The sequence below is a fragment of the Apibacter sp. B2912 genome, from assembly GCF_009827835.1.
Lineage (GTDB): Bacteria > Bacteroidota > Bacteroidia > Flavobacteriales > Weeksellaceae > Apibacter.
The window spans coordinates 24,719-40,332 of the sequence record NZ_WINV01000004.1 but is presented as its reverse complement, the minus strand read 5'-3'; the positions used below and the strand labels follow the sequence as shown (position 1 = coordinate 40,332).

Sequence of the window (15,614 nt, the reverse complement as noted above, 5' to 3'; positions counted from 1 at the left end):
AATTAATCAAAAACCTAAAAAACATGGAACATAGAAAAATAGGCGATTCAGATTTATCTTTATCCGTAATAACTTTTGGAGCTTGGGCTGCCGGAGGATGGATGTGGGGAGGAACAGAAAGAAAAGTTGCCGTTGAAGCAATCAAATCAGCTCACGATGCAGGAATAACATCTATCGATACGGCTCCTATATACGGACAGGGAACCAGTGAATCTATAGTAGGAGAAGCTATTAAAGGAATTCCTAGAGATAAAGTTCAAATTTTAACGAAATTTGGAATGCGTTGGGATTTAGCTAAAGGAGATTTAGCCATGCACAGTAAAGACAATTCAGGAAAAGATATCGATATATATAAATATGCCGGAAAGGAAAGTGTTATCTATGAATGTGAACAAAGTTTAAAACGTTTAGGAACCGATTATATAGATCTATATCAACTGCACTGGCCGGAAACCGTTACACCCATAGAAGAAACGTTTGAAGCAGTTGCAAAATTAATCGAGCAAGGTAAAGTACGTCATGCATCCGTATGTAATTGCTCTACATCTCAAATTGAAGCAGCAAATAAAGCATGCAAAATACTTTCCGATCAGGTTCCTTATAGCATGTTAAACCGTAAAATAGAAAAAGATATAGTTCCTTATTGTATTAAAAATAAAAAGTCTATCTTAGCTTATAGTCCAATGGAAAGAGGATTATTAACCGGTAAAATTAAACCGGATCATAAATTTGAAGAAGGTGACGCTAGAAGAGACATGAAGATGTACCAACCGGATAGTATTAAAAGAATTGATGATTTCTTGGCTAAAATTAAACATATTGCAGATGATCAAGGAGCAACACTGGCTCAGTTAGTACTAAAATGGACTGCTGAACAACCGGGGATTACCATAGCCTTGGCCGGTGCAAGAAATGCAGAACAAGCAAAACAAAATGCAAAAGCTGCTGAAGTAAAAATCAGCAAAGAACAAATGGATTTTATCGATTCTGAATTAGCAAAATTATAAAATCATATAAAGAATTATTATGGAAAAACTGACAGGTAAAAAAGCAATAGTTACAGGTGGAAACAGAGGATTAGGAAAAGCAGTGGCTTTAGCTCTGGCTGCTGAAGGGGTAGATGTAGCTATTACAGGAAGAGATGAAAAAACAGTTAAGGAAACTGTAAAGGAATTAGAAGGAAAAGGAATACAAGCTGCATATTCAATTTTTGATGTTTCCAATCAAAAAGAAGTTGAAACGGAAATGGAAAAATTACAAAACAGTTTCGGATCCTTTGATATTTTGATCAACAATGCAGGAATTTCAGCATTTCAAAGTTTTTTGGATATGCCTGTTGATCAGTGGCAAAATATTGTACAAACCAATCTCTTCGGACCTTATTTCATGTCAAGAGCAGTTTTGCCTGCAATGATTGAAAAAAAAGGAGGAGATATCATTAATGTTTCATCCACGGCAGGTTTAAAAGGAGGAGCAAACACTTCAGCCTATAGTGTTTCAAAAGCCGGTTTAATATCCTTGTCGGAATCATTGATGTATGAGATGAGAAAGCACAACATAAGAGTTACAACTCTTACACCAAGTACCATTGCATCAGACATGTCTGTAAAATTATTAAAAATTACGGATGGAAATCCGGAAAAAGTTTTACAGCCGGAAGATTTTGCAGAATTAGTGGTTGATATTCTTAAGTTAAATAAACGAGCCTTGTTGGCAAATGCATCTTTATGGTCAACCAATCCTTAAAATTATAAACCCATAGATAAAGTCCGGCTAATAGTACCGGACTTTATTATTTTAACATTAAAAATAGATGAAAGTATTTATATCCGGCAAAATACCGGAAGTAGGAATAGACATGCTGAAAAAGGCAGGTTATGAGGTCGAAATGTGGACAAATTCGGAACCTATTACCCTTGCAGAATTAATAGATAAATGTAAACAATCCGATGCATATATAAATGTAATGTCTCCTGTGCCGGAAAGTTTTTTTAAAGAAGTTACAAATTTGAAAGTTATTTCCACATTTTCGGTTGGTTATAATCATATCGATATCCAATCAGCCACACGTTTGGGCATACCAGTGGGAAATACCCCGGATGTTCTCAGTAATGCAACGGCAGACATTGCTTTCTTATTACTGTTGAATGTTTCCAGAAAAGCTTTTTTTAATTATCGAAGAATAATCGAAGGAAATTGGAAGCCCGGTTTTTTATCGGTAGAATATTTAGGGCAAGAATTGAATGGAAAGACCTTAGGCATATTTGGAATGGGACGTATAGGAATCAAGATGGCTCAAAAATGTAAAAATGCATATGGGATGAATATACTTTATAATAATAGGCATAAACAAGAAGATGCCGAAAAAGAATTAGGAGCGCATTATGTTTCTTTTGAAGAATTATTGGAACAATCGGATGTAATAAGTTTACATGCGCCTTTAACAGATGAAAATAAAGGTATTTTTAATGCCTCAGCGTTTAAAAAAATGAAGAAAACATCTATTTTAATAAATACGGCCAGAGGTCCTATGGTTAATGAAAAAGATTTAATACAGGCGATCCAAGAAGGTCAAATTTGGGGAGCCGGATTAGATGTAACAGATCCCGAACCCATGAAAGCAGATAACCCTTTATTATGCATGGAAAATGTTGCAGTAACGCCTCATATCGGATCAGCAACTATACAAGCGCGAAATGCGATGTCGGCTTTGTGTGCTAAAAATATTATTGCCGGTTTAAAAGGAGAAAAATTACCTTGCGTCGTTAATCCCGAAGTATATAAATAATTAAAATATTATATTGATTTATAGTAGTGTATGAGCTTGTAAAATCTATATGTGTTTATTTGAAAATTATAATTCCATAGTTAACTTGATAGACATATTTTGATCTAAATTTCCAACTTTATAAGCACCTAAACGAGCATATACGCCAACACCTACCAGGCCTAATAATAGCTTATTTGCTTCAAATCCAACTTCCTGATAATAATCTTTAGGAACATCGAATTCAAAAAGCGAATGAACATCTTTATTCGGCATCCATCCTATAAGACCATTGTATAATACGGCAAAATGTAGAGATTTAAATTCACTTACGCGTAAAGGACGGAAATGGTGGGTAAATTGAAAAGAAATAAATCTATCTGAAAAAAAGGAGGAAGGTCTCATAGTTTCAAAACTTTGAAAGCCTTTAAAAGCAAATCTTCCCCAAATACTGTTTCCGTGCTTCGCAACCCCGTTGCCCTCGAAAGAATTTATAATTGGAGTATCTCCGAAAGTGGCTCCTATATTCCCGATAATTTCGGTTTTGCCTAATTTGGACAAAAAAGTATATAAAGCCGAGAGGTATAAACGATGAATACCTGTACTGTTCTCAAATAATTTCCAAGATTTAGCGTAAGTAAAATAATAATAAGGAGGCTTATCTTGTAATGTATATTTTCCGTTATTCGATTCGATATATTTTACATTGGGAGCATATCGTAAACGTATGGCCGTATTAACATAGTTAAACCAAGTACTTTCATCGTAATCTTTAAATTTATAATGAAAATTCACCCGTTGTCTTTGGAAATCAACCGCAAAAGTAATATCAATATTTTTTAAAAAATCTTGTTGATACGATAATTCTACTTTCCTATAGCTAAAATAATCACCATTGTAAATATTATTTGTTTTAGCCGTAAGCTCATCTTTTGGAGTTAAATATTTAATTTTGGTTCTTCCCACCGGCAGCACATCGGTTTCTGCTTTTATAGATAATTCTCCCCCTTGGTGCTTATTTACAAAAAATGTTACATCTGCTCCTCCCTTAACTTCTTCATCTCGAGTTCCTTTAGCTATATACCCTCCAATACGAGTATTTTTACTGAATTTATGGTTAGTATGTCCTCCTAGTTGATAACGGAAAGATTCATACAGGTTATGACTGAATATACTGTATATATCAAAATTAAAAAATCCCAATTCCAAATCCCCCTCGGTAAGTTTTCTTAAAAATCGTAATTTAGGTTCCAGTTTATATTCTTTTGATATTCGATATAATTCATTATAAGTTGTAGCTTCTCTATGAGTTAAAGAATCATCTCGCAGTGCTGAAATTTTTTCATCTGCATTGTGGGAAACTTCTTTTGAGATAACATATTCATATCCTTTGAAATCATTAGCAGTATAAGAAACATCGTTGGTGAAATTGGTTACATGAGAATCTATGGTTGCCGTAGTAGTTAATCGAGTTATCGAATGCAATCCCTTAGGCAGTAGTTTATTTATTTTTTTGATGAAATTACTGCTTAAAATTTCTGTCTTCATATATTCATCTTCTGTATACCAAATTCCTTCATAGGGAGCATAAGTTATTTCGTAGTATATATTGGAGATTTTCGAATTATTGCCAATTAATTTTACGAGCGCATACGATTCAGAATCTACAAAAACAGTTAGATTTTTGTAAAATTGAGCTTCACTTTTTCCATGAGAGTAGGTATAGATAACATATGTTTTTCTGTTGTTAATATAGACACTATCTACCAATCGGGATATAGTTCCCTGCGTTTCCCTGGGCTTAAGCATTTCAGGATAATCATTGACCATTGATTTTGCAATGGAAAAATTAAAAAATTGCGGATTACTAAATCCTCCTGCTTTATAAGCTGTTACAATGGCTTTTTTACCATATTTTTTATCATATTCATAAAGCATAGTTCTTTCACCAATAAAAACCATGCTTTTTTCTAAAAATCCTTTTAATTTATTGTTTAAAGTATCCAGTTTTCTTTTAGGATGGTTAATATAAGTAACAGAATCAGAAGGCATGTCTAAAGTAAATTTCACATACGAATCAAACTTATATGCATTGAGATGATCAACATTATTTTTACTACTGTTTTCCCATACTTTTTTTAGTATAGATACAGCCTTAGGATCATTCTTTTTTTTAATTTTTTTAAATAAATAAATAGTTTTATCCAGTTTGCCGATCATTTCTATTTTAGGCAAGTAACCATCAACACGAATGATTATTTTGTTTATATTACTATCTAAAGTAATCATTCCTTCAGCATTGGTAAACCCTAACAGGCTATTTGATTCATTGTAAATAAAAGCTTTATCAACAGGTAGATTGGTTTCAATATTTACAATTTTAATGTGTATTTGACAGAAAAGATGTAGTGAAAAAAAGAGAAAAAATAATAGAACTAAGTTGCTTCTTATAGATGTTTGCATTTATAGAAATAATCTTTTTTGCTTCAATTGATTAAAAAATCCAAATATTTAGCTTGTACTGAGATCGTAAATTTATAAAATTATTTTTTATACAAAAATGGTTTAAAGTATTTTAATAACTAAAAAAGCCGATTTATTATAAACCGACTTTTTTTATATCTGAATTAATAATATTTATTAGAATAAAGAAGTGGCGATTTGGACTCTTGCTTCTTTGCGTGAAGGATTCCACATGGCGGTGGCAGAAACAGGTAATTTATATCCGAGAACTGTTACATCTTTAGAAGCTGTAATTCCGGCATTTACAATGTCGAAATCGTGTTTTTCATTACCATAGAAGTTAGATTTACCTGCAAGACCAAAAGCAGCACCGCAGAATATATCTAGATCCACCACTTTCCCTTTTATAATAGGATAATTTAGTCCGGTATAGGTAGACCATCTTTGATCTCCTTTTTCATTTCTGTCTGCCCCGTAAAAAGAGGTTCCATAATCTAGTTTTAAAGGAAAGCTGTCACAGAAGACAAAATATCCTCTGAAATCAAATCGATGTCCGGATGTTTTATGATCATAATTCCAAATGTCATTATCCTTAGCATCTTTTAATCTTCCGGTAGAATTGAATACATCCCATACACCGACACCCCATTTTCCCGTACTATAGTGCAGATAATAATTAATTTCATGATAGTGTTGTCCGTTTGTATCCCCGAGACCTATACCGCCCCAAACTCCCAATTTGAGATATTTTTTATGGTCTAAAGCATAATTAATGTCTACGTCGGCCATAGCACCGTCTGTAACAGTTATACCTCTCCAAAAGTGGTTGGATCGTAAACTTAGATTGAAATCTAATCTTTCTATTTCTTGACTATATAATGAAATAGAAGAAATAAGAACTGTAAGTAAAATAAGAGTTTTTTTCATATTATTGGATTTTAGTTTTTTTTTATTTTAAATCAGCATTGAAATTTGAATGTAAAAATATAAATATTCTACCGGAATAAATAATTTCTTACTAATTATTCGGAAATATATTGAAACTTTTGTATCAATTAGATTAAAAAAATAGGATATTTAGTACAAATATTTTAGAGATTATTATAAAGCTGATAATTATCTTGTCTAAATATTATAATATATTTTTTAGATAGATTTACAGATGCCGAATTCTGCAAAAATTTGAAATTTAGGTTCAGAATTAGCATCAGTAAAACCATCTATATTCTATGGGTACGATTAATCAATCCATGGAAACTATATTGTTAGTTACTGTTTCCATTTGTAATTAGTTTTACAAAAAAATCACAAAAACTAACGCTAAGAACTTTTAGAAGCATTTAATTACTTCTTTTAATTGCTTTATATAATTTATAGTAAATGAAAGTCTTTGAGTGAAACTTTATTTGTCTTCATCATCAACCCAATTAAGTACTCTGCTTACCGCTCTTTTCCAACCTTTTAAATAATGTTCGGCTTTATCTTTATCCATTTCAGGTGTAAATACACGGTCTACAGATCGTTGAGCTTGAAGTTCATCAATGCTTTTCCAATAACCAACAGCTAATCCGGCCAAATAAGCAGCACCTAGAGCGGTTGTTTCCAATGTTTTAGGTCTAATTACATTAAATCCGAAAATATCAGATTGGAATTGCATCATTAAATTGTTAGCACAAGCACCCCCGTCAACTCGAAGTTCAATTTCATGAACGCCGGAGTCAGCTTCCATAGCTTTTATTAAATCATACACTTGGTAAGCAATACCTTCTAAGGTTGCTCTGGCAATGTGTCCATCGGTAGTTCCTCTAGTAATTCCTAAAATTCCTCCACGAGCATAGGGATCCCAGTACGGAGCACCTAAACCGGTTAATGCAGGAACAAAATATACCCCTCCATTATCTGGAACAGTTTTAGCTAAATTTTCAGTGTCAGCAGAGGTTTTAACAATTTTAGCTCCGTCTCTTAGCCACTGAACTACAGCTCCACCAACGAATACACTACCTTCAAGCGCATAATAAGTTTTACCGTTAATTTTCCACGCAATGGTAGTTAATAAATTATTTTTAGATAAAACCGGTTTTTCACCTGTATTCATTAATAAGAAACACCCTGTACCGTATGTATTCTTCGCCATTCCTTTATTTGTACACAATTGGCCGAATAAAGCAGCTTGTTGATCTCCGGCAATACCTGAAATAGGAATTTTTGTTGAGAATAGAGTAGTGGAGGTTTCACCATACACTTCACTGCTTTGTTTTACTTCAGGAAGCATAGATTTAGGAATGTTGAATAATTTTAATAAATCTTCATCCCATTCCAAAGTATGAATATTAAACAATAAGGTACGAGAAGCATTAGAAACGTCGGTAACGTGCATTTTTCCTCTGGTAAGTTTCCAAACCAACCAAGTATCTACTGTACCAAAACAAAGTTTTCCTTGCTCAGCTTTTTCTCTAGCACCCGGAACGTTGTCCAATATCCATTTTAATTTAGTTCCTGAGAAATAAGCATCCAGTATTAAACCGGTTTTTTCACGGATCATATCAGTTAAACCTTGTTCTTTAAGTTCATCACAATATTTGGAAGTTCTTCTGTCTTGCCAAACAATTGCATTGTAAATGGTTTCACTGGTTTCTCTGTCCCATACAATTGTGGTTTCCCTTTGGTTGGTAATACCAATCGCAGCTATATCCAATCCGGATATACCTTTTTTAGCTATTGCTTCGGCAGCAACAGACATTTGCGAAGACCAAATTTCTTCAGGGTGATGTTCCACTAATCCCGGTTTTGGAAAGTATTGGGTATAATCTTTTTGTGCAACCGATACTATTTCTCCTCCATGATTAAATAAAATAGCTCTGGAAGATGTAGTTCCCTGATCTAAAGCTAAAATGAATTTTTCTTTCATCTTTATTGATTTTAGTTATTTAATTTGTCCGTATAAAATAAAACAAAAAATACATTTAAAATAGGATGATTAGTAATTTAATGATCTTTTTTTAAATGTATTTTAAATTTTATATGTTTTTTATTATGTTAAAAAACTCCTTTCGTATTATTGTATAATACGATTTGGTAACTCAATCCGAACCAATCATTAGCAATGCTTGGTCCACCGGTTTCCGCTCTATGCTGATAGAACGCTGTTATTTTTGCCATTCTTGGACTGTTAGGGTATAAATAAAAATTCACCCCGGCAGTATATAAGTAAAGCTTTTCATAGTCAAATCCGGAAATATCTTTATTTCCTTGATTGAAATATTCAAATCTTGCAACAGGTTCAATTTTTGGAGTAATATTAAATCCTGCTAATAAAGAGTAACCTAACTTATTAACCTTAACAAAATCATGTTTAGTATAATCCATATTGTTAGGGGTTACAAATATAGTATTTCCATTTTCATCAACGCTTGTAAATCGTACATTTTTGTAAGTACCGTAATCAAATTTAAATTTGTATTTGTTAGGATTTATATAATATAAAAACCCTGAATAAGCCCAAGCTTGTTTAAAGCCCATTCCCGGAAGATTAACAGCACCCATATGACCACCGAATTCAACATTTTTTACAGGGAAAAAACGTAGGGATGCATCCCAGCTTTTAAATTCTAAACCGTGGTTTCCTTGTCCTTCCGATGGACCATCGTTGAATGAAGACCAATATCTGTCTCGATTGCTGTCGCTATTATGCAAAAAGAAGGCATATCGTACAAAATTTTTAACGTTACCTGAAACGTTAATACCATAATGTCTTAAATCAGGAGCTCCTTGAGCAGCACTTTGATTTTCAGATGTATAAGTAAAGTCGGCTAGATCTAAGTCATAAGCAGATGTTTCATTAGCAGCTCTGTTTCCGGCTCCTTTAAAACGTCCTAACTGTAAATTAAGCAACGGATGGAAATTATATTTAATAAAAGCATCAGAAATTTTGCTTGCGTGTAGGTTCCAAGTTATGCTAGCGCTCAATTTAGGAGATATAGCCATATCTGTATGTAAAAATCCTATTTTGAATGCAGCCGGTTGAAAATTATAGCTTGAATTTGCTTCTTTATGAGGTCCTTTTTCACTAGGAACTTGTTGGTAAATAGTTTCCAGAACCATACCGATTCCGTATTTCAGAGTAGGAGTAAAGCTATTTTCATCTCCTCCCGTTAATTCTTTAATAAAATTTAACTTAATACCTTGAGAAAGTTGGGAGCTATCGCTGTTCATACGTTCCACAAGTGAAGGTCTTTTTTTAATAGAATCGCTGTCTTGTTGGAATTTATCCAGGGAGGCTTTTTGGCCATAGCCTAAAATAAATGCTGCCGTAAAGAAAAGAGATAAAATGCGTTTAAATTTCATGTTAGTTGTTTTTGTTTAGTAATTAATTGGTTTCGTAATGTAGTTGTTGAAATAAGGCAAAGATTTGGTATTTAATGCTTTGCCTTATCTTTTTATGTTAATAAGTGGAACGAAAGAGAATTATTTTTTAGTTTTTTCAAAAATATACAATTCGTGAATTTCTCTGTCATAGCCTGGGTAGAATCCGGACGGCATACCCATTTTAATGATTGCTCCTCTATTATTAAGGATAACGAGGTCATTGGTTACAGGATCAATTGAAAGACCTTCAATTTCTCCGGCTCTTTTAAATTCAGGAATTGATCTAAATAATGAAACTTCCGCACGAGTTTGGTTCGGATCGCTTACGTCAGCAATATAAACATTATCTGCTTCCGGAATATCGGAATCCCCGTCATCAGAAGTTATTAAAAGTTTTCCATCAATATGATAAACCCCTTGTTGCCATTGCGGAGAGGGTTGTAAATGAACTTTACCAATATATTTTCTAGTTTTTAAATCATATTTATATACATACCATCCGGAAGTCCAATCAGACATCCAAGCAATGTTGTTCTTTCTGTCAATAGTAATTCCACTAACTTCCGGTTGTTCAATTTCTCCAAAGTCTATAGAATATTTATAATCTAAAGTTTCAGCATCGTAAACGGCAATTTGAATATTGCGTACAACTCCTGAATCAAAAAATTCTACTCCGGTATAAACTTCTCCATTATAAATATCGATATCTCCGAAATGATTTACTTGTTTTTCAAATTTGGTAAATGGTTTATCGTTTTTTGTAATTAGATTCCCATTTTTATCGTATTTGAATAAAGCGGTGCTGCTTGATACATAGTAGTAATCTTTGTCTATAGCAATACCTTGTCTTCCTTCAACAGGAATAACTTTTTTTAGTTTGTAGCTACTCCCTGATTTTGCTAATTTTTGAGCATTCATGGAAGTGAATCCAACTACTAATAGTGCAAGTATTAGTTTTTTCATGATCTTTTTTTTGTAACGTTAATATTTATTTTATTTTTTATTTTGACTCGTTTATTTATTCTTTATTGATCAACTAATGGCTAGATTTTTTACTTCGTGTTTTTTTATAAGATTATTTTTATTAATAGGATCTGATTAAAAAATGAAATGTGATAGTAAACGATTGACGCGTATCTAATTTTTAAATTTTAATTAGGTGAAATTTTGATAAGTAGTTTTTTACTGTTTGATGAAAGGGTTATTTTCAATTTTGTTAAACTTCTTAAGAAAACAACATTTAAACTATATCGAAGTAATAAAATTGAAAATAACCTATAATTTTTTTGTTTAGTAGCCTAAATCTGCCAATATAGTTTTAGCATCTTGATAAGCCGGTCCTCCTTCTCTGAGTTGCTTTTCATGATAGAAACGAATTGTAAGATCCGATTGATTGGTAAACATTCCATCATAAAAAGAAAAATATTTAATCATTTGTCCCTCATTATCGAAAGAATAAGGATGTATTTTCATACCTGATTGGTGTATTAATTCTGCTTGCCAAGGATTTAATAATTCCGGCCAATTGTCGGGTGGAGTTCCTCCGGCAATAGAAGGACCAATAAACTGTGCTAAATTTTCAATTCCGAAATTAATATGTTTTATATAAGTGGCTTGTTGATCATCATGTATATCATCCGGCCCGGTACCTTTCCAAAATAATAAAGCGGTTGGAATTTTTCCTTTAAATAAATCTTTTAAAATCAGTAAGCTATTATGAGAAAAAGTCTGTAATACAACTTTTCCATTGGTATTTCCGACATTTACTTTACCGTTTTTGAAATGGGCGGTTTCTGTAGCCGGTTTTTCAATAATGTTCCATCCATGTCGATTCAATTCCTTTACTAAAGCATGCTCTATCCCGGGATTTAAACTGGGCTCTTTAGTTTCAATATAAATTCCGGGTCTGTTTCCATTATCTGCCGGGTCATCTTCATATTCAAAAGTATATTTTCCGTTTATTTTTTTCCAAATTCTTTCTCCGTTAGAATCTCTTTTTAAACGTTTTCCTTGTGCAAACATTAGTAAGTCTTCCAAGGTACTGATATATTGTTTTTGGGAAGAGAAGCTTGGTCTAGCTCTGTCGGGAGATGTATTTTTATCATGGTTAAACCAAGTACCGGCATCCAACTTTAATAATTCTTCATAAGTAAAGGTAGAGGCAGGTTGAGTTGCTCTGTCCGGATAGATATCTTTTATATTGGATGTTCGGGTCAGTACATTGTCATGCACTACTAAAATTACGCTGTCTTTGGTAATTTGAAGATCTGCTTCCAAATAATCGGCTCCCATATTTCGCGCCCATCTATATGCGGACTCTGTAGACTCCGGTGCCCAATAAGAGGTTCCTCTATGACCTATTACGGCATTTTCAGGAACATAATCCCTTACTTTTTGCATTTCAGGAGATAAATGAAGAACTTCTTCTTTACTGTTTGTGGATGCGTTATCATCGCTACTGCATGATAAAGCTATCATACTTAAACATGCTAATGTAACCAGCTTATTATTTCTCATATAACTATTATAAAAAAGTGAATTTAGTTTGAATTTAATTTTTGAGATATCTTGCTACTTGATGGTATTTCTTTTCAATGCTAATAGGTTTTGATTGTGAAAAATTTTATTGGTGGCTCTATTTACATCATATTTAAAAACAGGATTTTTAACTAACTCATGTTTTATCTTTTATCAATCATTATTTTTTCAAATAATTTTCAATTAAACCAGAGCTTTTATTCAGTAATGGATTTATATATCCATTTGTAATTCATTCCAAAAAATTTTATCACAATCAAAACTTATTAAAAACAGAAAAAGAATGTATTTTTATATTGTTATTTATTTTTATCCAATTCTTGTTCTTTTTTGTAAGTGAAAGCCATAAATATAATGGATAAAATGCCGCTGCCAATTAACAATTGGAAGCTTGCCGACCATCCAAGGGATTCAACTACTTTTCCCATAACTATATTAGCAAGTAATGAAGTACCGATAAAATAACCGAAGAAACCGGTAAGACCTGCAGCAGTTCCTGCAGCATTTTTAGGAGCTAAATCTAATGCTTGAACACCTATTAACATCACCGGACCATAGATAAAGAATCCAATTGAAGTTAATGCTATTAAATCAACTAATTTACTGTCCGGATTTTGCCAATACACAACTATTGATACAATTACCAATAACATAAATATAATGGTAGTCATGGCTCTTTTCCCTTTAAATATCTTATCACTAACCCAACCACATAATAAGGTTCCCGGTATAGCAGCCAATTCATAATAGGTATAGGCATTGCTGATATCACTTTGGGAATACCCTTTTACTTCTGAAAGATAGGTAGGAGCCCAGTCTTGTACTCCGTATCGGATAAAGTAAACAAAGGCGTTTGCGAATGCAACGAACCAAAGCATTTTGTTATTTAAAACGTATTTGAAAAATATTTCTTTAGTCGATAATACTTTTTCGGAATCTTTAGAATAATTAGGAGGGAAATCATTTTTATATTCTTCAATGCTCGGCAAGCCGCATGCTTGAGGATTGTCACGAATAAGAATATAAGAAATTATGGCGATTAGGATGGCAATTCCTGCAGGAAACCAAAACATTCCTACTTTCCAGCTTAGAACACTCATACTAAGAGATGAAGCGAAAAGAATTCCCCATTTGGTTACCTGACCTAATAATCCACCACCAACATTGTGAGCTAAATTCCATATAGCCATTTTTGTTCCCCTTTCTTTAACAGAAAACCAATGAGTCATCACTCGTCCACAGGGAGGCCAACCCATACCCCCGAACCAACCCACTAAAAATTGGAAAACGGCCATTACGGTAATATTATACATTCCTATGGAAGTTCCTGCTATAATGGTTGAAACCGCAGCTAAAATTAATCCTAAAGGAAGGAATTTTCTTGCATTACTTCTATCTGAAATCCCCCCCATGATGAACTTAGATAAACCATACGCAGTAGCATTGAATGAAAAGGCAATTCCGAGGTCTGATTTAGAAAAACCCATTTCAACTAAATAAGGCATAGCCAATGAAAAGTTTTTTCTAACAAGATAATAGGCGGCATATCCTATAAATATTCCTATGAAGACCTGAAGCCTCAATTGCGTATAGGAAGATTTAACTTCCGATTCCGGCTTACGTTCAATAGGCTTAGGTGGAGCTAAAAAATTTGACATTTTTTTAATTTTATAATAGAGTTAATTATTTTTTTAATGAAAAAATGATAGACAACTTATTTTAGTAATTAACTAATAAATATCCTTTGGCTAAATCTTGGAACTCTTTAGTTTCTTTAGCAACCCAATTGTCATCATATCCTAATTCGTTAGCTATAATTTTTGCTACCGATTCAGCTGCATCTATAGCAGCGCGCGCATCAACAAATAATAGTCGAACTCTTCGGGCTAATATATCTTCAACTTTTTGCGCCATCTCTTGTCTAACAGCCCATACAATTTCAGCTTTTGTATAGTCATGGTTTGGATGGATTTTTTCTGCATATTCAGGATTTTCTTGCTGAAGTTTTTTGATAGCCGGTATATCGGAACCATAAACATATAAATGATTGGTTCTGTCTACTTGATTTGCCGGCATATTCCCGTGAATGGAAAGATTAACTGTTTTACAAGGTTTACGGTCAATTTTTCCGGTCTCTATGGCTTTATCTATAAAGTCTTCTGCCATTTGTCGGAAGGTAGTCCATTTCCCACCGATAATACTTAATAATCCGGTTTCTGAAACTAAAATTTTATGATTTCTAGATACTTCTTTAGTGCTTCCTCCTTCTTTATCAGGAGCCGCTAATGGTCTTTGTCCCGCAAAGATGGATAATACGTCTTTTCGAGTAGGTTTTTTAACAAGATATTGAGATGCTGTATTAAGTACAAATTCAATTTCTTGTTCCAAAGCTCTAGGCTCTAAACTTGGGTGATCAACTAACACATCTGTGGTACCTACCACTAGTCTGTTATGCCATGGAACGGCAAATAATACCCTTCCGTCACTGGTTTTAGGAATCATCAAAGCATTATCTCCCGGTAAGAATGATTTGTCTAATACTAAGTGGATCCCTTGACTTGGAACAACTGTTTTTTTATGGTTAGGGTCATTCATATTAAGGATGTCATTAGTAAATACACCGGTGGCATTTAATACTACCTTTCCTTTTACTTCGTATTCGGTACCGTTAATTTCGTCTTTAACTTTTACACCTGTAATTTGGTTTTTATCATCTTTGATTAAACCGGTTACTTTCATATAGTTTAAGATGGCTCCCCCATTTTCTACAGCAGTTTGGGCAAGATTTACAGCCATACGAGAATCGTCAAACTGTCCATCGTAATATATTACCCCTCCATGTAGACCGTTAGGTTCCACGGTAGGTAGCATTTCCAGCGCTTTGTTTTTACTGATATGCTCGGATTTTCCTAAGCTAAGTTTTTTCGAAAGCATATCATATATTTTTAGCCCAATGGTGTAAAAAGGACCATCAATCCATTTATAGTTAGGTATAACAAAAACTTGTTTTTTCGCAAGGTGACTGGCATTTCTTTCCAAAAGACCTCTTTCTCTTAGTGCCTCTTTTACTAAGGCAATATCTCCTTGTGCTAAATATCGTACACCTCCATGAAGTAATTTTGTAGAACGACTTGATGTTGCTTTTGCAAAATCATGAGCTTCAAATAAAACGGTTTTATATCCTCTTGTTGCTGCATCTACAGCTGCTCCCAAACCACTTGAACCGCCACCAATTATAATTACATCCCATTCAGAATTTGTATTTAGTTTTGATAATTGATCACTTCGTTTCATTTTGTTTTAATTTAATTGTTTTTTGCTTCTTTTCTGTTGTCGGTAAAATTACAAAAAAAACAATACGAAACAGTATGAAATTTTTTAATATACAATTTTCTGTTGAAATTCCTATAAATTTTAGTTAAAAATTTGATAAAATAAAGGTACAGGCTGTTAATTAATGGAATAAAAATAAAATAATTTA

General features: G+C 33.2%; 11 protein-coding genes. 3 read left to right on the top strand and 8 right to left on the bottom strand.

Going from position 1 to position 15,614, the window contains the following annotated elements; all coding sequences use genetic code 11:
• Window positions 1-23: 23 nt before the first annotated feature.
• From GFV01_RS07665 to GFV01_RS07655, 3 genes are all read left to right on the top strand, one after another.
• Window positions 24-1,007 (top strand): aldo/keto reductase, encoded by a 984-nt coding sequence (locus tag GFV01_RS07665; protein ID WP_105296448.1) that lies wholly within the window; start codon window positions 24-26, stop codon window positions 1,005-1,007.
• Between the two features lie 19 nt (window positions 1,008-1,026).
• Entirely contained in the window at window positions 1,027-1,746 is a 720-nt protein-coding gene (locus tag GFV01_RS07660) for a 3-ketoacyl-ACP reductase (protein WP_160566127.1), read from the top strand.
• 67 nt (window positions 1,747-1,813) lie between these two features.
• Window positions 1,814-2,788 carry a D-glycerate dehydrogenase gene (locus GFV01_RS07655; protein WP_160566124.1) on the top strand — a complete coding sequence of 325 codons (975 nt, stop codon included), beginning with the start codon at window positions 1,814-1,816 and terminating at the stop codon, window positions 2,786-2,788.
• Between the two features lie 66 nt (window positions 2,789-2,854).
• On the opposite strand, the gene GFV01_RS07650 is transcribed toward GFV01_RS07655, so the two are convergent.
• The 8 genes from GFV01_RS07650 to GFV01_RS07615 all read right to left on the bottom strand — a co-directional run bounded on the left by GFV01_RS07650 (window position 2,855) and on the right by GFV01_RS07615 (window position 15,427).
• Entirely contained in the window at window positions 2,855-5,230 is a 2,376-nt protein-coding gene (locus GFV01_RS07650) for a hypothetical protein (protein WP_160566121.1), read from the bottom strand.
• A gap of 177 nt (window positions 5,231-5,407) precedes the next feature.
• Complete coding sequence (locus tag GFV01_RS07645) at window positions 5,408-6,157, bottom strand: hypothetical protein (RefSeq protein ID WP_160566118.1); 750 nt, start codon at window positions 6,155-6,157, stop codon at window positions 5,408-5,410.
• A 475-nt stretch (window positions 6,158-6,632) separates the two neighbouring features.
• A complete protein-coding gene (gene glpK / locus GFV01_RS07640) occupies window positions 6,633-8,138 on the bottom strand; it encodes a glycerol kinase GlpK (protein ID WP_105296443.1) in 1,506 nt (501 codons plus the stop codon).
• A gap of 128 nt (window positions 8,139-8,266) precedes the next feature.
• The gene (locus tag GFV01_RS07635; RefSeq protein ID WP_160566115.1) at window positions 8,267-9,574 is read right to left on the bottom strand and encodes a hypothetical protein; all 1,308 of its coding nucleotides are present in this window, start codon (window positions 9,572-9,574) and stop codon (window positions 8,267-8,269) included.
• Between the two features lie 120 nt (window positions 9,575-9,694).
• On the bottom strand, window positions 9,695-10,558 hold the full coding sequence (locus tag GFV01_RS07630) for a hypothetical protein (protein ID WP_160542970.1): 864 nt from the start codon (window positions 10,556-10,558) through the stop codon (window positions 9,695-9,697).
• A gap of 327 nt (window positions 10,559-10,885) precedes the next feature.
• Window positions 10,886-12,112: a glycerophosphodiester phosphodiesterase family protein gene (locus tag GFV01_RS07625; protein WP_160542971.1), complete on the bottom strand. Its 1,227-nt coding sequence runs from the start codon at window positions 12,110-12,112 to the stop codon at window positions 10,886-10,888.
• A 320-nt stretch (window positions 12,113-12,432) separates the two neighbouring features.
• The gene (pgtP, locus tag GFV01_RS07620) at window positions 12,433-13,791 is read right to left on the bottom strand and encodes a phosphoglycerate transporter protein PgtP (RefSeq protein ID WP_160542972.1); all 1,359 of its coding nucleotides are present in this window, start codon (window positions 13,789-13,791) and stop codon (window positions 12,433-12,435) included.
• A gap of 61 nt (window positions 13,792-13,852) precedes the next feature.
• Window positions 13,853-15,427, bottom strand: a complete 1,575-nt coding sequence (locus GFV01_RS07615; protein ID WP_160566112.1) for a glycerol-3-phosphate dehydrogenase/oxidase — start codon at window positions 15,425-15,427, stop codon at window positions 13,853-13,855.
• Between the last annotated feature and the right edge of the window lie 187 nt (window positions 15,428-15,614).